Annotated in this window: 21 protein-coding genes and 1 pseudogene; 8 read left to right on the forward strand and 14 right to left on the reverse strand. The window is 51.0% G+C overall.

Going from position 1 to position 22,091, the window contains the following annotated elements; translation table 11 throughout:
- Positions 1-163: 163 nt before the first annotated feature.
- Positions 164-286: a hypothetical protein gene (locus tag AWQ22_RS17275; protein ID WP_257784295.1), complete on the reverse strand. Its 123-nt coding sequence runs from the start codon at positions 284-286 to the stop codon at positions 164-166.
- On the opposite strand from AWQ22_RS17275, the gene AWQ22_RS07880 reads away from it, so the two are divergent.
- Positions 285-692 (forward strand): hypothetical protein, encoded by a 408-nt coding sequence (locus AWQ22_RS07880; RefSeq protein WP_065710726.1) that lies wholly within the window; start codon positions 285-287, stop codon positions 690-692. The genes AWQ22_RS17275 and AWQ22_RS07880 overlap by 2 nt on opposite strands.
- Here the strand turns inward: AWQ22_RS07880 and AWQ22_RS07885 are convergent.
- Positions 689-1,210 (reverse strand): annotated as a pseudogene (locus AWQ22_RS07885) (Uma2 family endonuclease); the annotation flags it as partial. The gene AWQ22_RS07880 and the pseudogene AWQ22_RS07885 overlap by 4 nt on opposite strands.
- 111 nt (positions 1,211-1,321) lie before the next feature.
- Here AWQ22_RS07885 and menD point away from each other — a divergent pair.
- Positions 1,322-3,049: a 2-succinyl-5-enolpyruvyl-6-hydroxy-3-cyclohexene-1-carboxylic-acid synthase gene (gene menD, locus AWQ22_RS07890; RefSeq protein ID WP_065710727.1), complete on the forward strand. Its 1,728-nt coding sequence runs from the start codon at positions 1,322-1,324 to the stop codon at positions 3,047-3,049.
- 8 nt (positions 3,050-3,057) lie between these two features.
- On the opposite strand, the gene glgA is transcribed toward menD, so the two are convergent.
- The 6 genes from glgA to AWQ22_RS07915 form a co-directional block, all read right to left on the reverse strand.
- The gene (gene glgA, locus AWQ22_RS07895) at positions 3,058-4,494 is read right to left on the reverse strand and encodes a glycogen synthase GlgA (protein ID WP_030008132.1); all 1,437 of its coding nucleotides are present in this window, start codon (positions 4,492-4,494) and stop codon (positions 3,058-3,060) included.
- Positions 4,495-4,565: 71 nt separating this feature from the next.
- Positions 4,566-5,414, reverse strand: coding sequence for an alpha/beta fold hydrolase (locus AWQ22_RS07900; RefSeq protein ID WP_065710728.1), 849 nt, complete (start codon positions 5,412-5,414; stop codon positions 4,566-4,568).
- A gap of 5 nt (positions 5,415-5,419) precedes the next feature.
- Entirely contained in the window at positions 5,420-6,751 is a 1,332-nt protein-coding gene (clpX, locus tag AWQ22_RS07905) for an ATP-dependent protease ATP-binding subunit ClpX (RefSeq protein WP_012307148.1), read from the reverse strand.
- A gap of 41 nt (positions 6,752-6,792) precedes the next feature.
- On the reverse strand, positions 6,793-7,449 hold the full coding sequence (gene clpP, locus AWQ22_RS07910) for an ATP-dependent Clp endopeptidase proteolytic subunit ClpP (protein WP_030008130.1): 657 nt from the start codon (positions 7,447-7,449) through the stop codon (positions 6,793-6,795).
- Positions 7,412-7,660 (reverse strand): hypothetical protein, encoded by a 249-nt coding sequence (locus AWQ22_RS16940; protein ID WP_198166477.1) that lies wholly within the window; start codon positions 7,658-7,660, stop codon positions 7,412-7,414. The genes clpP and AWQ22_RS16940 overlap by 38 nt, the downstream gene beginning before the upstream one ends.
- Entirely contained in the window at positions 7,647-8,312 is a 666-nt protein-coding gene (locus AWQ22_RS07915; protein WP_065710729.1) for an MBL fold metallo-hydrolase, read from the reverse strand. The genes AWQ22_RS16940 and AWQ22_RS07915 overlap by 14 nt, the downstream gene beginning before the upstream one ends.
- A 161-nt stretch (positions 8,313-8,473) precedes the next feature.
- On the opposite strand from AWQ22_RS07915, the gene AWQ22_RS07920 reads away from it, so the two are divergent.
- The gene (locus tag AWQ22_RS07920; RefSeq protein WP_065710730.1) at positions 8,474-9,988 is read left to right on the forward strand and encodes a site-2 protease family protein; all 1,515 of its coding nucleotides are present in this window, start codon (positions 8,474-8,476) and stop codon (positions 9,986-9,988) included.
- On the opposite strand, the gene AWQ22_RS07925 is transcribed toward AWQ22_RS07920, so the two are convergent.
- A complete protein-coding gene (locus AWQ22_RS07925) occupies positions 9,985-12,498 on the reverse strand; it encodes an O-antigen ligase family protein (protein WP_232321320.1) in 2,514 nt (837 codons plus the stop codon). The genes AWQ22_RS07920 and AWQ22_RS07925 overlap by 4 nt on opposite strands.
- Positions 12,499-12,616: 118 nt before the next feature.
- Between AWQ22_RS07925 and AWQ22_RS07930 the strand changes: the two genes are divergently transcribed.
- From AWQ22_RS07930 to AWQ22_RS07945, 4 genes are read left to right on the forward strand one after another with little or no spacing between them, the layout of a single operon-like run.
- Positions 12,617-13,069 (forward strand): M48 family metallopeptidase, encoded by a 453-nt coding sequence (locus tag AWQ22_RS07930; protein WP_065710732.1) that lies wholly within the window; start codon positions 12,617-12,619, stop codon positions 13,067-13,069.
- Positions 13,070-13,089: 20 nt separating this feature from the next.
- Complete coding sequence (locus tag AWQ22_RS07935; protein ID WP_065710733.1) at positions 13,090-13,758, forward strand: hypothetical protein; 669 nt, start codon at positions 13,090-13,092, stop codon at positions 13,756-13,758.
- A gap of 49 nt (positions 13,759-13,807) precedes the next feature.
- Positions 13,808-14,221 (forward strand): DUF1824 family protein, encoded by a 414-nt coding sequence (locus tag AWQ22_RS07940; RefSeq protein ID WP_065710734.1) that lies wholly within the window; start codon positions 13,808-13,810, stop codon positions 14,219-14,221.
- Positions 14,222-14,264: 43 nt separating this feature from the next.
- Entirely contained in the window at positions 14,265-14,954 is a 690-nt protein-coding gene (locus AWQ22_RS07945) for a hypothetical protein (RefSeq protein ID WP_232321321.1), read from the forward strand.
- Positions 14,955-15,039: 85 nt separating this feature from the next.
- Here the strand turns inward: AWQ22_RS07945 and AWQ22_RS07950 are convergent, their stop codons facing one another.
- Positions 15,040-17,313 (reverse strand): ribonuclease R family protein, encoded by a 2,274-nt coding sequence (locus AWQ22_RS07950; protein WP_065710736.1) that lies wholly within the window; start codon positions 17,311-17,313, stop codon positions 15,040-15,042.
- Between the two features lie 697 nt (positions 17,314-18,010).
- Here AWQ22_RS07950 and AWQ22_RS07955 point away from each other — a divergent pair.
- Positions 18,011-18,673, forward strand: a complete 663-nt coding sequence (locus AWQ22_RS07955) for a hypothetical protein (protein WP_065710737.1) — start codon at positions 18,011-18,013, stop codon at positions 18,671-18,673.
- 86 nt (positions 18,674-18,759) lie between these two features.
- Here AWQ22_RS07955 and purQ read toward each other — a convergent pair whose 3' ends face one another.
- The 4 genes from purQ to AWQ22_RS07975 form a co-directional block, all read right to left on the reverse strand.
- Positions 18,760-19,452, reverse strand: a complete 693-nt coding sequence (gene purQ / locus AWQ22_RS07960) for a phosphoribosylformylglycinamidine synthase subunit PurQ (protein ID WP_065710738.1) — start codon at positions 19,450-19,452, stop codon at positions 18,760-18,762.
- Positions 19,453-19,509: 57 nt separating this feature from the next.
- A complete protein-coding gene (gene purS, locus AWQ22_RS07965; protein WP_012307160.1) occupies positions 19,510-19,764 on the reverse strand; it encodes a phosphoribosylformylglycinamidine synthase subunit PurS in 255 nt (84 codons plus the stop codon).
- Between the two features lie 92 nt (positions 19,765-19,856).
- Entirely contained in the window at positions 19,857-20,876 is a 1,020-nt protein-coding gene (locus tag AWQ22_RS07970; RefSeq protein WP_030008153.1) for a permease, read from the reverse strand.
- Positions 20,877-20,898: 22 nt separating this feature from the next.
- Positions 20,899-22,038 carry a response regulator gene (locus tag AWQ22_RS07975; protein ID WP_198166478.1) on the reverse strand — a complete coding sequence of 380 codons (1,140 nt, stop codon included), beginning with the start codon at positions 22,036-22,038 and terminating at the stop codon, positions 20,899-20,901.
- Positions 22,039-22,091 lie beyond the last annotated feature (53 nt).

Genomic DNA, 22,091 nt, shown 5'->3' on the forward strand with positions numbered 1-22,091 from the left:
ATCTTTAGCATGATTTACTTTTGTGGTTTTGTTGTCTGCGTCACACATTTATTGGTGATTTGTAGACTTGTTTATAAATTTGGATAACTTACTTAAACTTTCTTTACAATAGCAAATTTTTATCGAAACAGCGGTAGAAAAAACCGTCGGAATGATGAAAAAATTAGGGGTTGATGATAAACGAAGCTGAATAGTAACGGCGATCGCCTTTTGGGGGCCGGGGAGAAAATCCCAGGGAATGCCACAATAAACAGAGATTTTTAAAGAGAGAGGCCCAAAGCACCATGGCTCAGCTAGAGAAATTGATTCAGATGGCGGAAAATGAACTGACAGAATACAGTACCGACGCCCGCAAGATTGAAAAGTTGCGCCGCAAATTTGCGTTTATGTTGAATCCTCGACAACAGCAGCAAATTAAGGATGAACTCTTGGCCCAGATGCCCCAGGGATTTTTCGGAAAAATGGTACTGGAAAATCGACAGACAGTCGCTTTACCTTTTTGGGGCATTGCGGGTTTGGGTTTACTGTTCGGCATTTCTCTCCAGCAGCCCCTCGATTTCCTCGCCCCGGCGATCGCCCTACCCGCTGCCATCCAAATTCAACGCTGGGGCTGGCAACTAGAAGCAAAGCGGTTGGTTTTGCAAACCCTCGAAGATCTCGAAGCCCGCGCCAAAAATCCGACGGCATCTTAAATGCGGCTTTCGAGACTGGTGCCCCGATACAGTTCTGATATAGGCATTTCAAGGTTGATGCTGGTGAGCTTGACCGGATCAATCGTCCGGTAAATTTGACTCGTCCAACCCTGGGGTGATCGCCGCCAGACCTCTACTTCCTGTTGCGTTTGGGAAATCAAAACATACTCTTCTAAGGTCGTAATCCGTTGATAATCTTGGAATTTTTCTGCGCGGTCAAAGTTCTCTGTGGCTAGAGATAAAACCTCAAGGATTAACTTGGGAAATTGTTTTACATAGCGATTTTGTTGATCCCTGGGGTCGCAGGTGACAAAAGCATCAGGATAATAAAAAAACTGGTCTCGATAATTAACTTTTACGTCCCCCGCAAAAAATCGGCATGGGCCATCCCGGAGATGCAAATTAAGCGCCGTTAAAAAATTAATGGCAATGCGACTATGGTCATCACTACCACCGGCCATCGCATAAACCAATCCCTGGCGATACTCATGGCGAATTGTGCTTTCGGACTCAAGTTCGAGGTATGCCTGGGGAGAAAAACCAGAGGGTAAAAATCATGCCAAAAGACTGAAAATCAGTGCTTTAATTGTACCCTGGTTGATCTGGGAGCATAATTCAACACGAAAGGTATGGGTCTAGATTTTAGTAATCTTAATAGTCTCTGGGCGGGTGTGATGGTAGAAACCCTCGCGCGCCTAGGTTTGCAATCGGCAGTGATTTGTCCTGGATCCCGCTCTACGCCCCTCACCGTTGCCCTGGCCCGTCACCCCCAGATTAAAGCGATCCCGATTTTAGATGAACGCTCGGCGGCGTTTTTTGCCCTGGGTTTAGCGAAAAGTTCTGGTTTACCGACGGTGCTGGTCTGTACGTCGGGGACAGCGGGAGCCAATTTCTATCCGGCGGTGATCGAAGCCTACCAGAGTGCGGTGCCTTTAATTATCCTCACAGGCGATCGCCCCCCAGAATTGCGGGATTGCCATTCAGGGCAAACCATTGACCAGATCAAGTTATTTGGAAATTTTGCCCAGTGGTTTAGTGAAATGGCGACGCCCCTGGGCACCGTTGAAATGTTGCGCTATGCCCGGCAAACTATGGTGCAAGCTTGGCGGCGATCGCAGTTTCCCCAGAAAGGAGTCGTGCATCTCAATTGTCCGTTTCGAGATCCCCTTGCCCCCATTGCCGATGGCTCAGTGACGCACCTCAAAGATGTGATCAAAGCGGATTTTTTTGCCGGGATTCAGCCCCTGGAAAAGGCAGAATTTTCTGCGGATATTTTGCCCACGGAAGCTTGGAAAAATTATGCCCGGGGGCTAATTATTGCTGGGGTGAATCAGCCCGATGATCCCGATGTATATTGTCAGGCGATCGCCCAGTTGTCGGGTTATTTGAGTTTTCCAGTTTTAACCGAAGCCCTCTCCCCCGTGCGGAATTATGCCCATTATTTTCCCCAGGGTTTAGTCATCACCTACGATTTTATTTTGCGGGATCAAAACCTAGCAGAAACCCTCAAACCAGAAATTGTGATTCAAATTGGCGCTTTACCCACCAGTAAAATTTTGCGGGCCTGGCTCGAAAAGCAGCAGATTCAAACCTATATCTTGAGTGAGCGGGCCGATAATTTTGACCCCCTCCATCGTCCCCACCAATATCTCGCCGTTAATCTTCGTACCATGAAGTATTTGGGGATCTTTCCCGACAACGAAAAAGGTTTGCCCTACTTGGATCTATGGCAGACCCAAGATGCAAAAATTCGCGCCAAATTAGCCGCAGTTTTCCAGGCAGAACAAAATCTCAACGAAGCGGCGATCGCCTACTGTTTAGCCAGAGCGTTACCAGAGGAAACAGCTATTTTCTTTGCCAATAGCATGGTGGTGCGCTATGCCGAATTTTTCTGGCAGTTGAATGATCAACAAATTTTGCCTTACTTTAACCGGGGGGCCAATGGCATTGATGGTACCCTGTCAACGGCTTTAGGCATTGCAGAGAATCATTCGCCTGCTGTGCTACTCACGGGGGATCTCGCTCTCCTCCACGATATCAATGGCTTTTTGATATTATCAAAATTTACCGGCTCCCTGACGATTATTGTGATCAATAACCAAGGCGGCGGCATCTTTGCAATGTTACCCATCGCCGAAGAAAAAGATATTTTTGAGGATTATTTTGCGACGCCCCAAACCGTTGAATTTTCTAAAGTATGCGATTTATATGGCATTGCATATCAGGCGATCCAAACCAAAGCTGACCTGATGCAAACCTGTGCTACTTTGCCACCCAGGGGAGTAAGGTTATTAGAAGTAAAAATAAACCGTAACCAAGCGATGACTTGGCTGAAAGATTTATTCCAAGGTTTTTAAAGTCATTTTTAAATGGCGTGTTTTTTCACTAAATAGGTGATTTTTTCGGCTTCATCGGTCGTTAATTCCGGAGCTTCTTTAATGCTTTGGCGATACATCTTGAGATACTCCCCGGCGGATTTGTACCAACTAAAGTCATGGCTCATGCCTCGTCTTTGTAGTTCAGCCCAGTCTTTTTTGTAGCGGAAACTTTCCCAGGCCCGCACCATGCAGGTGTACATATCCAGCGGTTCGTAGCGGTCAAAACTAAAGCCTGTCCCGGTTTGGTGAATCGGATCATGGAAAGAAACCGTATCCACCAAGCCCCCAGTACGGCGCACAATGGGCACAGAACCGTAGCGCATCGCCATCATTTGACTAATGCCACAGGGCTCAAAGCGTGACGGCATCAAAAAGACATCAGATCCAGCATAGATGCGGCGGGAGAGGGCATCGTTATAGAGCAGTTGCACAGACATCCGCCCCTTAAAGCGGTAGGCAGTCTGCCAGAGTTGGGTTTCGTAGTGGCGATCGCCAGTGCCGAGAATAATGAGCTGGGCGTCGGTGTAGGCCATAAACTGCTCCAGGATATTCAGCAGCAGATCAATTCCCTTTTGTTCCACTAAGCGGGTGACCATTGCCATCAAAAAAGCCTTGGAGTTGACCTCTAGCCCCGTTTCTTCTTGGATGATCACTTTGTTGGCGGCCCGATCTTCAAGATTGGTGGTAGAAAATTGTTTTACCAGGGCTTGGTCGTTAGAAGGGTTATATAGTTCCACATCAATACCATTCACAATGCCGCGACTTTTGCCACTGATCCAAGACAATAAACCCTCTAATTTTTCACCATAGACTTTGGTTTGGATCTGTCGGGCATAGGTGGGAGATACGGTGTTCACTTGATCGGCGAACATCAGCGCCGAGGCCATTACATTATCACCGTCCATGTACCAAGGGCACCAAGTGTTGCGCTCCAAGAAACCCCGCCAAGGCCCCTGGTAAGCCAAGTTGTGGATCGTAAATACCGTACTGATATCCGGCGATTGGTGCATCCACACCGGAATCATACCCGTGTGCCAGTCGTGACAGTGGGCAATCTGCGGTTTCCAGTGGTTCCACATAAATTCAGCGGCCCCATTGGCAAAAAAGGTAAAGCGCCAAAATTCGTCCTGCCCACCATAGATATGTCGTCCATCGAAGGCGGGATGGCCAAACAGATAAAGGGGGACATCGGTATTGGGTAATACGGTTTCATACACGGCAAACGTATTGAACATTGCACTGCCCCACCACACGGGTTCCGCAGGGATGTCCAGTTTGTCGTTGAGAAAGCCGTAATAGGGTAAGAAAATTCTCGCGTCATGTCCTAACTGCCGTAAAACTTTGGGCAGTGATCCCACCACATCTCCCATACCTCCAGCTTTAGCGATGGGAGCAGCCTCGGCAGAAACAAACAAAATACGCATCAGAATTTTCTCGTCAATTTTTGAGGTTCTGTTAGAGCGTATCATTCTTTGAGGGATCCCAAGAATAAATACTATCCGGGAAATTTGTCCCTGAGAAATTGCTGGATTTCGGCCTGGTAGAGGTGGGGATTTTCGAGCATGGGGAAGTGTCCCACCTGGGGAATTTCAATGTATCGAAAGTTTGGGTTTAAGGCGATCGCCCTTTTGGCCATGGCCGCCGGAATGATTTGATCTTTTTCCCCGGCGAGGAACAGGGTCGGACATTGGATATTGCGAAATGCCTGGGGCAAGCGGGTCACCATCATTTCATTCACCGAGGCCAGCAGGGTGCCAGCGGCAGCGCGATTATCAGCGCTCAAAAAATCCTCCAGGAATTGCCGCCGCTCTGTGGGCGCAATTGGTTGCTGTAAAAAACGGGCGATCGCCAACCGATCCAGCCCCGGTACCTGACGCAACCACGGAAACCGTAAGCGCACAATGGTGCCAGCAATTTTCTGAAACGTCCCAAAGGCGCGGGCATCATATTCAAAAATCCCGTTGCAGTTCAAAATGGCCCGGTCTAGGCGTTGGGGAAACTGCGCCGCAAAAATTGCCCCGATGGAAGCCCCCATGGAATGGGCATTGAGAATAATTGGGCTGTTGATGTCTAACTGCCGCAGCAGTACTTCTAGATCCAGAGCATAATCGTCTAGGGCATAGTCACCACTGTAATCGACAGGGAGCTCAGAACGACCAAAGCCCCGCAGGTCATAGATCAGACAGTGGAAAGATTCACTGAAGGCCGTGGCAGTGCTGCGCCAATAATGGCTCGACCCGCCCCAACCGTGGACAAATAACATCACTGGTTTGGGAAGATCGCAGCCCCCGCGACAAATCCATTCGTAATAGTGGGGGACTCCCTGCACCTGGGCGATCGCCATTGGCCCTAAGCAGATTCTGGTTTGGGTAAGGAGGACGGATGGAGTAGGAGTTCAGCCGTAGAACGTTTTTCGACCATTTCCGGTGTAATCGTGCAGCGGTTGACATCCTTACGGGAAGGCAGTTCGTACATCACATCGAGCATTAATTCTTCGACAATGCCCCGTAGCGCCCTGGCCCCGGTTTTGCGGCGGTAAGCTTCCTGGGCGATCGCCCGGATGGCCGTGGGTTCAAACTCCAACTGCACACTGTCCATCTTCAGGAGTTTTTTGTATTGCTTGACGAGGGCATTTTTCGGCTGGGTCAAAATTTCAACTAGCGCTTCCTCATCGAGGGGACTGAGGGACGCAATCACCGGAATCCGCCCGATAAACTCTGGAATCATCCCGTACTTAACGAGATCCTCCGGAGAAAGATGCTGGAGCAATTCAGCGGTACGTTGTTCCTTGGCACTGCCCTCTTCCCCGGGCCGCACAAAGCCCATACTTTTTTTGCCGACCCGCCGCTCAATCACCTTATCGAGACCGACAAAGGCTCCACCACAAATAAATAAAATATTGCGGGTATCAATTTGAATGCAATCTTGGTACGGGTGCTTTCGGCCTCCCTGGGGGGGCACGTTGGCGACGGTACCCTCCAGCATTTTCAACAGGGCCTGTTGTACCCCTTCCCCGGACACATCACGGGTAATGGAGGGGTTTTCACTTTTGCGGGCAATTTTATCGATTTCGTCAATGTAGATAATCCCCCGCTGGGCTTCGGCCACATCGAGATCGGCCACCTGCAAGAGGCGCAGCAAAATATTTTCGACATCTTCGCCCACATAGCCCGCCTCGGTGAGGGTCGTGGCATCGGCGACGGCAAAGGGCACATCAAGGATCTTCGCGAGGGTCTGGGCGAGGAGGGTTTTACCACAGCCCGTTGGCCCGATCAAAAGAATATTGGATTTGTGAAGTTCGATGCCATCGGCGACGGGATCAGCGTCGTCATCTTCCATCAAACTCAGGCGCTTGTAATGGTTGTAGACAGCCACGGAAAGGACTTTTTTCGCTTCATCCTGGCCGATGACATGTTCATCGAGGTAATGCTTAATTTCCCTGGGTTTGGGAATGTCTTCAAAGTTGATTTTTTCGGGGGGAGCCTTGGGGGGATTTTTTTCAGGCGATCGCCCCATCCCCATGCCCGCTGCATTTTCCATCAGCTCCTCATCGAGGATTTCATTACACAGCTCGACACATTCGTCACAAATATAGACCCCTGGCCCAGCAATGAGCTTTCTAACCTGTTCTTGGGACTTACCACAAAAGGAACATTTGAGATGGGAGTCGTATTTAGACATGGGTTTTGGAGTAGGGCCTCTGGATAACGTGAGCGATGGGGTTAAGCGGCGTTCGGGGCGATCACTTGGTCGATCAAACCATACTGGCAAGCCTCTTCGGCGGACATATAGAAGTCCCGCTCGGTATCTTCTGCCACCTTATCAAAGGGTTGACCCGTATGATCGGCGATCAACGTATTTAATTTATCTTTGATGTAGAGGATTTCCTTAGCTTGAATCTCGATATCCACCGCTTGGCCTTGGGCACCACCGAGGGGTTGGTGAATCATAATCCGAGAACTGGGCAGGGCCATCCGCTTACCCTTGGTGCCCCCTGATAGGAGAAAAGCGCCCATACTGGCAGCGATGCCGTAGCAAATGGTCACCACATTGGGGCGAATCTGTTGCATGGTGTCGTAAATCGCCATTCCTGCGTAAACAGAACCACCGGGGGAGTTGATGTAGAGTTGGATGTCTTTGTCGGCATCCTCAGCGTCTAAAAAGAGCAACTGGGCCACCACAGAGTCAGCAACGGTGTCATCAATGGCGGTACCGAGGAACACAATCCGTTCCCGCAGGAGACGGGAGTAAATATCGAAGGCCCGTTCTCCCATGCCAGATTGTTCGACAACCATCGGCACCACCGTCCCACCCATGGAATAGCTGTAGGGGACGGCTTGGCTAGAAAGGTGTTGATAGGAGGTAGTTGATTGAACCATGGAAGCTCGATGCTAATGTTTTGGGGGATGAACAGGAAAAAAACTGGGGAAAAATCAGGGGCAGACCTTGATGACCGTTGGGTGAGGCCGAGCAATGATTTCCCACATAGCCTTTATTATATAGTCGCATTGCCTGAGATGGGAGCCACCAGCAGAGGGCGATCGCCCCTTGGTCGATTTCACTGAGATCGTCCGCTTTAGAGATGGACAAGGGGTTGGGCCTGGGATAGGGCGATCGCCTGTTGTAACTTGGGGTAGGCCCCCGCTAGATAACCTGTCCCCCGGAGAAAACCCGTATTCGCAGCGGGCAGCAGATATTCTAGGGGCTGATTTTTAAACGTTTCGATTAACTTTTCGATGCCTTTGAGTTGGCGGCCCCAGTGGAAGGTTTTGGCGGTGCGCAGGGCGAGAATTTCACCCTTTTGGTTGGGGAGGAGATGCCGCCCCGTGAACAGACAGCCTCCCCATTGGCCATAATAGAGACAGGAAGCACCAGGGGAAAATCCGGGGGTCCAAATGCCGCGAAAATCACCACCCTGCCAATCATCCCGAAAGGGCGTCACGTCGGCTTCTGGCATCAGGTAGGCTTCTTGCTCTTGGATCACAATCGCACAACCGAGGGCCTGTTGAATTTTCGCGACTTGGTTACTGATGGCGGCCCGCTGGGTGATGTAGAGGGTTTTGACGCCGCCCTGGGCCTGCAAAAAGTTGAGGGTCTCTGGGTGCCAAGGGGGACAATCAACCAACAGACCACCACCGGCTTTTGCGATAAAGTAGGCTGTGCCACCGAGGGTTTCTCGATTGGGGGCAAAGGCGTAGATGTCTTCAAAAAGTTTGCGGGGCGGTTTGGGGGGAGTCTGCACGGGGGGAGTCCCTACTCATGTTGAAATTTTAAACAGTCGCTACCATTGTTGCATTGGGGTGAGGTTTCGACAATTTTCTCTCTAGGGGCGATCGCCACAAAGCAGGGGCAATTATTTTGCTTGTGCCACACATTTTCTAGTAAGGATTCAATTGAAAGTTCATGGAAGTTTGGCTGCTTTTCTTCGTTATGGGGGTGTTGACCTACGCCCTCATCCGCCGCACTGTACCACCAGAAAATAAAGCACCATTAAGCTTACTCTGGCTGGTGATGATGTTGCCTGCTTCCGCCTGGCTAGTCTGGATTTTAATTTTTGGGGCAACCCAGCCGATGCCCTTGTTGCTGATGTTGCCACTGTTGATCCTTTCGCCGTTTATGTATTGGAGTTTGTTGGACTGGGGTAAACCTAAACCGGACGAATCTGCTGATCCCAGCCCTCCACCGGCCACGCCCCAGACCCCAAGCCTAGATTTAGAAAAATTAGACCAAGCTGCTGCCCTGAAAAAGGAAGGCTCTAAGCTCCGCCCGATCAGTACCAAGGAGGAAAAAGCACTCCGGGATTGTTTTCCCTGGGGAGTTTATTATCTTCAGAATATTGACTACTATCCCCAGGCGATCCTCTGTCGGGGCAAACTGCGGGCGGTCCCCCAGGAAGCCTACCAAACGATTCGGGATAATATCGAACAGCTCTTTGGCGATCGCTTTATTGTGGTCTTCCAAGAAAGTCTGCGGGGGCAACCGTTTTTTGCCCTTGTTCCCAACCCTTGGAAAGCAGCCCAACAATCCCAAACCAAAGAGGAACCCCTAACGCGCCCAGATTTGGCGATCGCCTTGGTGTTAATTACTTTATTTACCACCACCGTGATGGGTTTGGAATTGCAGGGAGTGGCTCCGGAGGTGATCCAACAGAACCCGAGCATGCTTTGGCAGGGCTTACCCTATGGTCTGCTGTTAGTCGCAATTCTCGGTTGCCATGAACTGGGCCATTACGGTGCGGCGGCCTATTACAAAATTAAAACGACGCTCCCCTATTTCGTCCCGATTCCCTTTTTTATCGGTACCCTGGGGGCCTATACCCAGCGGAAATCACCCATTCCCCATCGCCAAGCCCTATTTGATTTTGCGGTGGCAGGCTCTTGGGTGGGGATGCTCCTGACCCTGCCGTGTTTGTGGGTGGGCCTGGGTCTGTCCCAAGTGGTGCCCTTGCCAGAGGAATCAACGCTGTTGGCCTTTAATGAGTTTAATCCAAGGTTTTCCCTCCTCCTAGGACTGATGAGCCGTTTGGCCCTAGGAAATCAGTTCACCCCGGATATGGCCCTGGATTTACACCCGGTGGCGATCGCCGGTTATATGGCCCTGATGTTGGGGGGCTTGCAACTCTTGCCCATCGGTCAATTGGATGGTGGTTTGATGACCCACGCCGTTTTCGGTCAACGGACGGCGAGCATTATTGCTCAGGTGACAAGGATTTGTATGATTGCGATCGCCTTTGTGCAGCCGAATTTTCTCTTTCTGGCGATTTTCGCCCTGCTGATGCCCATCGCGAACCAGCCCGCCCTTAACGATGTGACGGATTTGGACAATCGTCGCGACCTGTTGGGGATGTTTACCCTGGTTTTTGTGGCGTTGATTTTCTTGCCGTTGCCCGCTGGCCTGAGTAATTGGCTCAATTTTTAGGGGTTAGCGTTTGTTTCAAAAGCGGCATAAAGACTGTCCCTGAGGGGTTGTAATTGCAAGTCAAAACTAGGTTCATAGACAACGGACGGGAAAAATTCGCCGAACCAGGTGTTAATTGCGAGGTTTTCGCTCACCGTCCAAAAATCCGTGGGATTGTCCCCATCAATGTGGCGACTGTTCACATTAAATCCACTGCGCTGGCGACGGTACTGGAGAACTGGGGCACCGACGCGGATCCAAGTGGCAAAATCTGGACTATTGGCCATGGTGGCTAAAAATTCTTGCCGTTGTTGGTCGGTGAGGGGCTGTTGGGGCGAAACCTTAGCCCAGGCTTCCTCTAGGAGTTCTAGGCGTTTTTCTGGGTTTTCCCAGGTGGCTTGCAACAGGGCGATCGCCGCTTCCTGACCTAGGGCTTCCCGACCGGGGAGTAAACTGAGGGCCGTGGCGTCGAAATACTGGCGAAATTCCGTTTCGGCCAGGGCAAAATCCCCAATCCACCAGGCGATGCCACCCCGACAGCGATGTAACAACGGATCATCGGGATATTGCGCCAGTAGCTGTTCGTAGTGACCCATCACCCGCGCCACCACCGCTGGATAAAGCTCTCCCAAGCCCCCGTCTCGCCAAATGGGACTGGTGATAAATGGGGGATCCCGGAGAATTTCTAAGGCGATCGCCTCGACCGCAAGATCTGTTTTGTCCTGGGCCAACAAACTTAACCCCAACCCGTAGAAAATGCCTCGTTTCGCGGGCACAAGCTGGGCCGATTGGTAAAATTCCGCCGTTGCTAGATTGGGTTCATTGTTGGCGATGTGGAGCCAGGCCACGTTGCTGCGGCCAAATTCCCGGTAGGGAGATGCTTGGTTGCCCTGGTCAAACCATTGGATCGCCTCCTGGAGATAGCGTTGCCGTTGTTCTAAGTCTGTGGTCTGGAGAGCTAATTCACCGAGATTCCAGCCCAACTGATAGGAATAGTAAGGCTCCCAGGGAGCGAGGTCATGGGCGGCGGTCAAATTTTCCACAAAACGGTCATAATCGGGGGTTTCCTGGCGCAATGCTAAAAATCCGGTGCTGGATCGCTCCCAGGCGGCTTGGATCGGCGCTAACCAGATGGCAACGGCACCGTAAATCCCCACTAGACCAAGGGCGACGAGACGGGGTTTTCCTAAAAATTTTTCTGGGTTTGGTTGGGACGGGAGAGATATTTGGGGTTGATCTTGACGGGCGATCGCCGCGAGCAGGGCAACCAGAATTGTAATAATGCCGCTAATGGCCACATTATCCAGTTGATAATCGCTCCAACTCAAGGCCCAATAGCCAACTAGCCCAGTGTAAATGCTGCCCAATAAAATACGATCTTCCCGTGCCATCGCTTTAACACGGCCCCGCAGTCGCCAGAGGATTCCCCCCAGAAAAACAATGGAGCCAAAGAATAGGCCCAAGCCCCAGATGCCCATTTCGGCCCAGAGTTGCACCGGGGTACTGTGGAGTTGGTAGATAATTTCCGAGAGGCGACCCGCTGTGATTGGGCGGTAGTTTTGATACAACAGGAATGCATTTCCTAAACCAGCCCCCGTCCACCAATGGTCGAGGCCCGTGGCCCCACCCACCTGGGCATTGACCCAACGGTAATTTAATTCCCCAAATTCTCCCTGCAAAATCGGCACCACGAGATTGTAGAGGCGGTTATTGGTCAGCACAAAAATCCCTAAAACTCCCGTGGAAATAATCCCCGCTAGCAGTAAATAAAATTTGCGAATCTGACTAAATCCCCAGGCAAACCCAAAGGCCACCACCGAGGCGATCGCCAACCCAAGCCACCCCCCCCGAGAGCTCGTGGTATAGAGATCTACCGCCCCAATCACCACCCCCGTCAGCCAAAGCCAGCGCCGCCAATCCCGATGTAAAATCGCCAAGCCCAGGAGGGTCGGTAAACAAAGAATGAGATAACCGGCCACATAATTTTGGTGACCCAAGGGAGCCCAGTTACGCAGTTCCAGCAACGAAAAATCAAACTGTTGCACCGCCCCATCAACGCCCAAATCCCGGAGCCGCTCAATTTCCGGCAAAAATGTCCGACTCAGCCACAGCGCCAAACTAAAAGCAACGAAGGCCAAACTTAAATATCCTTGTCCCAAAAATAATCGATAACGACCAGTCACACTATTCAGCCAACGACTAATGGGGTAGAGCGCGGCGATAAACCCTAAACAGGCCCAGGCTTGCCAGCGGGCTTGCTGGGGAAATTCTGCCCCCAGGGTGGAAATCCCCAAGCTGATTAAAATTGCAATTAGACCCTGATCAAACCCGTTGCCCAACAGATAGAGGCGGCGGTTATCCCATAGCTGCACCAAAAACCACAACAAAGGACAGAACAGACCCACCTGCCACACAAACACCCATGACCAGGCCACCATCATGCTATGGCTATCGGGAATGAGGCTAAAGAGAATGTAAAAAAAAGCGGTGAAGTAGGCCAATAAAGGGGCTGGAGACTTAGAAGCAGACATAGAACAAGGGTTAAAAAACTTCGGGAAATGGCAGCCTTTCCCATTAAATCCCATTTTCTAGAACTCCCATGGCCATGGGCTAAAATAGATAGGATTTTTAAGTCATCCCCCTCAACCCATGCCTCTTTTCTCTGATAAGGCCACCACAGGCAAACAAAAGAAACAGAAATTTTGGACAAAAGTGATCCTGATTATTGGTGCGGGCTCCTTTGCGGGAACTGCGATGGTGCCAGTGATCGGGGGCATCATTAATAGCGTGCGACAACCAACAACCGAAGTGGCTCGGAATCCCCAGGCGGATCAAGAAGCTCAACTGAAGCAACAAGAAGCCGGATTTCTAGCCGTTTTAGAACGGGAGCCAGACAATACAAATGCGCTGCAAGGTTTGGTACAAGCCCGTTTAGCCCTGGGGGATTTAGCAGGGGCGCGTCCCCATCTGCAACGGTTAGTGGAGTTATATCCAGATGAACAGGTGCTTAAAGATCTCTTAGCCCAAGTGGACGAGGCTTTAGCACGCACTGGCACGACAACTCCGGCCCAGTCTCCCACCGAAAATCCGGAAACGCCCTAGGCGATCGCCGTTGCTTGTTTATGGAGTCTAGGTCGCCACTGTTATTGTTGTTGCTACTCTGCTTTGGGGGTGGAGCAGTTCTGCTGCTGCAAAATAGTCAAGCGCTGGGTCTTGTTTTATTTAATCGCACCGTTCCCTGGCAGTTGCCCCTCAGCATTTGGTTTATCGCAGCGGTCTTGCTTGGATTGCTCCTGAGTTTGCTCTTGCAGCTTTTTTTAAAAGGGACAAATCCTAGTCCTAATAATCGGGGCGATCGCCCGAATCCTCGCCTTGAACGCCTGAAACAACGTCCCCCTCGCCAGCCCGATCGCCGCACTGGTCGTTCCGATTGGGAACGGAGCCGCGCTAATTATGACTGGACTGACAAGGAACTAGAAACCCAGGATGAAGAAACTTGGGACATTGAATCACCCCCCAAACAGTCGACCCGTCCCCAGCCGCCCCAGGCGGGTGAAGGAGGACCCCAGATTCGCCCCCAACCGAAACCCCAGCGTCCCCGTCCTAGTCCCGGCCCAGAGGCTGCGATGCCAAAGCCACCGGCCCCAAAACCGTCTGCAAAGCCTGCCAAAGCGTCAGATGAAACGGGTACTGTCTATGATGCTGACTATCGAATTTTGACGCCCCCCTACACTTCCGAAGAGGAAGCTTCCCCTAGGGTAGACCCCGACGAAGATGGAGAATGGATCTAGCCCCAGGGAGTCTGCTAGGCTAAACCGAGCCTATTTTGTGACATAACCGATGAGTATCTCCCCAGAGTTGACGGCGGTGATCGCCCTTTTGCAGCAAAAAAGCTGTGTGACTACCCCCGTCCGAGAATCAGAAGCCGAACGAGAAACCCTCCGGCAAAATTTGCGTTTGGCTTGTCAGGCGGCGGACTGGGAAAATATTGGCATCTGCGCAGATAACGTTGCCGTCGCCACAACAACGGTGCAGCAGTATCTCCGGGGTTTAGGCTACGATGGAACGATCGCCATTGATCCAGGCGAATGGGGCGATCACCCAGTGTATTTAAAATTCAATACCCAAAAAATGAGCCATTACCTCGATGACTATGTGGGGCAGTATCGGGGCGTTTTAGTGGCATTGCAATCCCCTGAACCGGAACTCGCTGGTACCTATGGCCATTTCCCCCTCGATCTGTTTGCGGGATAGTCTAGGATAGGAAAAATATTTGTTGCGGTGGGGAGCATTAACCTTGAGAAACGGATTACAGAACGTTGTGCTGGCCAGTAGTTTGGCGATCGCCTTTGCCCCTTTAGGTCTAGCCCAAACCCTCACCCCAGAGCAACTTGATTTGCCCCCAGAAACCTTTGACAATAGCCCCGTACTGCAACGGTGGAGCGAAGCAGGGATCCCCGATGTGCTCCATAGCATTCGCCACGAACCGAGTTTTCAGACCCGCTGGCGGCTTGGGTACGCCCAATTTCCCAGCAATGATCGCCAGGGGGGCATCAGTGTCGGCGTTGAAGATATTTTTGTAAAACCCGATTTTCCGCTGACCCTCAGTGCCGAAGGTCATACCCTGTTTAGTGGCGATCGCACCCAGGTGGCCGCCCGTGCCAACTATTACTTACTCCCCCTCGGCAACCGCTTTAATATTGCCCCTAGTCTCGGCTATCAATCCTTTTCTGGCCCAGATTACGAACGGGAAGGCCTAGAGGTGGGCGCCAAGTTGCAGCTTAATTTGTCGCGCTCTGGGGCCTCGACCATTAGCCTGAGTCAACAGTTTGTTAACTTAGCGACCCCAGAGGAAATGGGGATCACGACCCTAGGGGCCGGCTATGCCTTCACATCCCACTGGCGGGCGGCGACGGAAATTCAAAAACATAATTCGAGTGCGGCAAAGGAAAGTAAGGTGGGTTTTTTCCTGGAGTGGATGCCCTAGGCCTAGGCCACCGGGGGCCGTATCGTCACAAAAAAAGAGGGAAGCATTTAACGCTTCCCCCATCAGCTGAGTCATAGACGGGTGATTATTCTTCTTCCCAATTTTCCGCAGCCGCGCCATCTGGGTCTGAATTGGTATTTTTGGCGATCGCCAGATCAATCTGTTGCCGATAATAATCGACACTCTTCACTTCCACATCGACGGTATTGCCGAGGCGATAGGCAGTGCGATTTTTCCGACCCACCAGACAACTGTGTCGGGCGCGATATTCGTACCAGTCATCCTTGAGGGAGCTGACATGGACAAGACCTTCCACGAGCAGATCCTCGATTTCCACAAAGAAACCATAGGACTGCACCCCGGTGATCAATCCCTTAAAAGTGTGCCCCGTGTGGGCTTTCATCTTTTCAGCCTTTTGGAGTCCCTGAAGATCTTTTTCGGCGTCATCGGCCACCTTCTCTTGGTCGTTGAGTTGCAAAATTAGGCTGGCAATGGTTTCTTCTAATTCCGTTTGGATCGGCGTTGGTAGCACTTTCCAGTTCACCTGGTTATGACAAGTGCTGCTGCCGAGGTTAACCCCAACCTTGACGCGACTCGAACGGCGATCGCGCCCCTCAGAGAAAATGAGTTTTAAAATGCGCTGCATTACCAAATCACCATAGCGTTGTCCCGGCGCACAGACACGGCTATAACCGTCCCGGTAGGCCAAGCCAAAATGGGGGTGGGGATGGGCACCATAGCGGGGAACATCCAGGGTTTCCTGAAGCAGATAGTTCAGGATCTTTGTCATATCCGTCTGGCTGAACTCTTGGATAAAGTGCTGATAATCGTGGGGTAACAGCTCTTCTTCCGATTCGAGCTTGAGCTTCAGGTTCAGATTATTGCCCAACTTAATTAGATTTTCGAGGCTCTCAAAATCAGGATTCGCTTGGTAGCAATAGATGGCTGGCAGTTCTAGGGCCAGCATATGTTGGGCTACGGCTCGACCCGCCAGGATCATCACCTCTGCCAAGAGAGACCGCACCGGCAAACTTGGTGAAACAATCATCGTCCCAAAACGCCCTTCATCCTTAAAGGCAGAAGTTACTTCGGGTAGAGAAATCTGGAAACCGCCCCGTTGCAGGCGCTGGGCTTTGACTAAAGGACTGAGGTTAAAAATTAAATCATTCAGCAGGGTTGCCACATCGGCCAACTCAGCCTCTGCAGTTTCTCCGCTACTGAGGAGATGCTGAATCTTTTGGTAACTCAGGCTCTGGTCAACGCGGATCACACTGGGGGTAATTTCAAATTCTGCCACGTTCCCCTGATCATCAAAGGTGAGGAGAATGGACATTGTCAGGCGATCTGCCCCAGGACGAAGCTCTACTTTCTCCTTAAATTCTGGCGGAAATAGCGGAATGGTCATTTGACCGAGAAATACTGCCGTGCCGTGTTTTTTCGCCCACCGATCCAAAACACCCTGGGCCGGAACGAATTCTGCCACATCCGCCAAATGAATGCCCAGTTGCCACTGGCCAGCTTCGGTTTTTTGGAGCGTAAATGCATTTTCAATAAAGGCTTGACTCTCCGGGGTGAGGTGAATTTCATCCTCGATGGTGATGGTTAATTGGTCGCGAAAATCCCGCCGCTTGGCGAGCATTTTTTTGGTTAGTTTTGTGGGAATGTCTTTAACGGCAGCCAAAACCTCCTCGGGAAATTGGCGCAGTAAATCATGTTTACAACAGACAATATCGGTGTCAGCGGCAGCCTCGGCATCACTCCCCAACACCTTGGTGACAGACCCCTGGGGGAGGTACTGGGCAATGGGATATTGCACCACCGAAACATGGACGAGGTGATCAATGGCCTGCTGGAGCCGATCTGTTTCGTCCTGGAGTTCAAGTTCAAACAAAAGGCGATCGTCAAGGGGCACTGCCCGGAAGCCTTCGTCTTTTTGGACCACCCGCGCTAGGAGGGAAGGATTGGCCCGTTCTAAAATTAAACGGACTACTCCCTCTGGCGATCGCCGCCGCGTTCCTTCTTTGATGATTTTGACTAAAACGCGATCGCCATTCCAAGCATTGCTGAGATAACTTTCCCGGATATAAATATCATCAGCATCCTCAGAATCCTGGATCGCAAAACAAAAACCCTTACTCGAACACCGTAGCTTTGCCTCGACCACATCCGCTTCCGGCACCCGGCGGTATTTGCCCCGTTCCTTCACCAAAATATTCGAGCGCTCCAGGGCATCAAGAATAATCTGGAGTTGTTCTGTATCTTCCTCAGAGCGACACTCTAATTTCTTTTCGAGGAATTTACCGGCAACCAATTTGTCATCTGTAAAGAAAGACAGCAGTGTGGCGATTGAAAAATCCATGCAAAACTATCCTTTTCGTTAGAAAGTAAAGTGAAACGACAACAGTCCACCAGAAAAGCAGTATCAGTCTGTTGTTTGTCGCTATCATTAAACCTAGACAGTCAACAGACCTGTATTTCTGATGGGAAACGCCACAAATTCCCCAGGAACCCCAAGGTTGACTGATCAAAACAATGCCCTTTCCGAAAGGATGGCCCGTTTCACAAAAGAAACAAAGCCTAATGGGGGCGAGGCCGATAACACCTCAGGAAATGACAAGTTCGCAAGTACACAGTCGAAAAACTTGAGCAAACATCGAACAGGGGAGCTCCCACACCAACCCTTCTAGAGGTCATTACGTTTAGGAAACGGCTATGGCGGGGACTTGGTTCTGAAACTGACCCAAAAAGACGTGTTTCAGGAAAAGAGCAGGGACTGCCTGTGGCTAAGCAAACCCGACGGAAAAACAAGCAATGTGATTAAAGGAGGATCGTCCGATACAATCGCGGCTGGGACAAGGGCAAAATCTGAATGACCAAGCCACTAGACGTATGTGTTGACTATCTTGTCACAATGCTTTTTCGATATTGTACCCTGTCAAGGGAATTCTCTCCATGGCCTCCAGGGAATTCACCAGCAAATTGCCCTGAATTAGGAAGAATAAGGGTACAATTGCACTCAACTAATAAATTGAGTCAAATTTTTCCTATTGCGTTCCATGACACCAGAGATTTTTCGGCAGCGTTATCCCTACGGGGGCTTAATCAGTGAACTGGCAGCCATTGAACATGGCCAGTTTATTGTGCGGGTTGTGGTGGAATTGGAAGGGAAAAAACTCGCCAGTGGTTTGGCGGCAGCCCCCTCTGTGGAACAGGCGGAGGATCAAGCAAGAATCCGGGCGTTAAATCTTTTGGGATCTGGGGCAATTCCGGCACCAGCCCCCACGAAGCAGACCATGCCCGTTCAATCTCCTCCAGCAGCTCCGGTCGTCTCTGCAAAACCAGTACCTGTCATGGCTACCTCCACACCAACGGTTGCAACCCCGACAAATCCAGTCTCAATACCGAGCCATCAAAATGATTTGCCCTTGCCATCTCCGGCTCAGGTCGTAGACCAGACTCCCCAAATCCCCCTAGAGCAACCCCAAGCGACACCTGATACGAGCTTAGATTTAGGGTCAGCAGGCAGCTCGACAAATGCGTTAGATTTTTCTGAGATTATTGCCCGCACTGATGTGGAGCTCAAGCGTTTGCGCTGGTCTAGTGAGCAGGGCCGCACTTATTTGCTAGAAACCTATGGCAAGCGATCGCGCCAATTGTTATCCGATGATGAGTTGCTAGAATTTCTACGCTACCTGGAGTCTCAACCGACGCCCTCTTAATTTTTGGGATTGAGCGGTTAGATACTCGTTTCGCACCTTAATGGTCGTCTAGAGCGGCTTTTTGCTGCTTTCGCCTAATCCTTAAGCTATCCGGCAACGAGGTTTAAGAGCCCTTCAAACAAGCCTTTCCCGTCTACTAAACCGAGACTGCCATCGGCGGCCCGTTCTGGGTGGGGCATCATCCCTAAAACATTGCCAGCTTGGTTGGTAATACCGGCGATGTTATTGAGAGAACCGTTGGGATTGGCAGCCTCATTTACATTGCCTTGGGCATCGCAGTAACGGAAGAGAACTTGACCTTTATCTTCGATCGCCTTGAGGGTGTCGGGGTCGGCATGGTAGCGTCCTTCTCCGTGGGCGATGGGAATATTGATCACCTGGTTTTGGCGATAACCCCTTGTCCACACCTGGTCGTTGTTTTCAACCCGGAGATATTGGCGATCGCAAATGAAGTGCAGATTTCGGTTGCGCACCAAAGCCCCAGGCAGCAGACCCACTTCCGTCAACACCTGGAAGCCATTACAAACCCCCAACACGTATTTTCCTTGGTTGGCGTGATCGATGACGCTCTGCATTACCGGAGAAAAGCGGGCGATCGCCCCACAACGGAGATAATCCCCGTAGCTAAAGCCCCCAGGCACCGCAATCACATCGATGTCCGTAATATCTGTTTCCTGGTGCCAGACCATCCGTGTCGGCTGCCCAAAAATCCCTTCCGTCACCATTGCCATGTCACGGTCACAGTTTGAGCCAGGGAAAACAATTACACCAAATTTCATCGTGTCGTTACCAATTAATTGAAGGATTGCAAGGGAAGATCGGGCGGAAACTTATCGTTATTTCAGGGGGGTGAGGTCGAAGCGATAATTTTCAATCACTGGGTTGGTAAGCAGTTGATCACACATTTGATCCACTTTCGCCTTGGCTTCTGCTTCGTCAGCGGCGGCAAGATTTAATTCGATATATTTCCCAATGCGTACCCCAGAGACGCCCCCATGGCCCAATTGACTTAGACCTGATTCGACAGCGGCACCAGCCGGATCAAGAACAGAGGGACGGAGAGTAACATAAACTTGTGCGTGGTACTGCATAGAACTCAAACTGTGAAGACGGTTTTTATTGTACGTTGCGGCGGACTTCTGGAAAACTGAAACGCGTCTCCCCGCAAAAATTCCCTGGCCCCCTAAAGGAAATAGCTATAGCCGAGGGCAAAAAGAAAGGTGAGCTGACCCGCCAAGAGGAAAAAATACAGGATAAAGCGGGGTTTAAAAATTGAGAGCATCAGGCCGACTGCTTTGATATCGATCATTGGCCCGAAAATCAAAAAGGCTAGTAGGGAACCCGTCGTGAAGGTGGAAGCAAAGGACAGGGCAAAGAAAGAATCCACCGTCGAACAGATGGAAACAATCGCCGCCAACAGCATCATCGCCACAATGGAGGTAATCGTCCCTTGGCCGAGGCTCAAGACGACTTCCCTGGGCACAAAGACTTGGATCAACGCGGCGATCGCACTGCCGAAAATCAATACCGCCCCCAGTTCCCGCAATTCCACAGAAATATTGTTAATCAAGGCCCCAAAGAGGGTTTTAAAGCTCCGATCTTGGGTCGTCGCTGGTGCTGGCATTTGGGTCGCCACTGTTTCGAGGGGGACTGTCTGCTGGGCACCGAGGAAAAATGTCCCCGATTGGAGCAGAGGACTGGTGTTCGCTGCCTGGGCCTGGTTTTCGTTGACCTGCTGGACAAATTTTAAGCGTTGGGCCAGTTTCGGTTGGAGCAGCTTTTTGGGATCTGATTCGACGCTAAACACTGTCCCGACGATGGTGGCGATCGCCAAGGAACCCAGCACCCGATAGAGGACAATTTCCGGTTGGCCCCGAAAGGCGATCCAAGTCGACCAAATTACCACCGGATTTAGGGTGGGGGCCGACAACAAAAAACCTACCGCCACAGAAGTGGGAATTCCCTGGAGCATAAAGCGACGGGCCACGGGCACATTGCCGCATTCACACACCGGAAACAAAAACCCGATGCAACTGCCCATAAAAGCCCCTAAAACCGGATTTTTCGGTAAACGCTGGATCAGTTGGCGTTCATCTACACACACCAACAGCACACTCGAAAGGATTACCCCCAGTAGCAGAAAGGGCATCGCCTCCACCAACAGGCTGACAAACAGGGTAAAGGCATTGTGTAATTGACTCATGGAGAAAAAGTAACAGCGGGCACTAACTGAGGCGGTTTTCTGTCGGAATTTGTTCCGAAGTCGCAGTCGGAAATGTGACAATCACCGTGGTTCCTGTCCCTACAGTACTCTTAATCGTCACCGTCCCATTATAAATTTTTGCGATCCGTTCGGCGATCGCCAATCCGAGACCAGATCCCTGCTGCTCATACTGTTGACGGTCAAACTGCATATAGGCACCTAAGGCCCGAATCTGCTCTGGGCTCATGCCACGACCATGGTCTTTGATCGCTAACTGCCATACATTGCCATTGATCCGACTTTTCAGCAGAATGTGTTTCTTGGTTTGGGAAGTGTGCTCCGAAAATTTAAACGCATTATCGACAATTTCCTGCACCAGGGTAACAAGCCACTTCTCTGAGATGGCAACCTTCGCCGCACATAACTCCAGCTTCAAGTCCTCTGGTCGCTGGTATTGTTTGGCAATTTGTCGGGCCAAAGTAGTGATGAGCGTGTCACTTTTCTCGGTGACAGGGCTATACCAGAGGTGAAAATCATCGGGATCGTGGGTGGCTAAATCGAGCTTGGTGTATAGCAAGAACTTTTGGATTAAATTATGGAGGCGACTGGCTGAAATACGAATGCTCTCACTAATTTCTCGGATTTCTTGGCGGTCTAGGGTTTCCCAACATTCCCCCAGCAACTCCGCTGAGGTCATGATGCCTTGGAGGGGAGTGCGCAGCTCATGGGGGAGGGCCATGGTTAAATTGCGTCGCAGTTGCTCTAACTGTTGCGCTGAATGTTGGGCGAGACCCTGACGGCGACTGAGGCGTCCCCGGATCGCATTGAGCAGTTCCTGACGGGTAAAAGGCTTGGGAATGTAGTCATCTGCCCCTAGATCCATCCCTTGGCGTTGGGCGGAACGGGAAGCGCGGGCTGACAGAAAAATAAACGGAATAGTGGTGGTGGTTGAGTTGCTATGGAGTGCTTTGAGAACACCGTACCCGTCTAATCGCGGTAAATTTACATCGCAAATAATGAGATCGGGGAGTTGCGCATAGGCCGTTTCTAAGCCGATTTGCCCATCGGTCGCTGTGATTACAGCAAACCCTTCGGCGGTTAGAATGTCCCGCAAAATATTTAAAACACTGAGTTCATCTTCAATGACTAAAATGGTCGCCACAAAGTGTAGAACCTCCATCGGATGAGCGTTGAGGGAAAAGGGTATGGCCTAGG

Origin of the sequence: Picosynechococcus sp. PCC 7117 (assembly GCF_001693275.1) — a bacterium.
Lineage (GTDB): Bacteria > Cyanobacteriota > Cyanobacteriia > Cyanobacteriales > MRBY01 > MRBY01.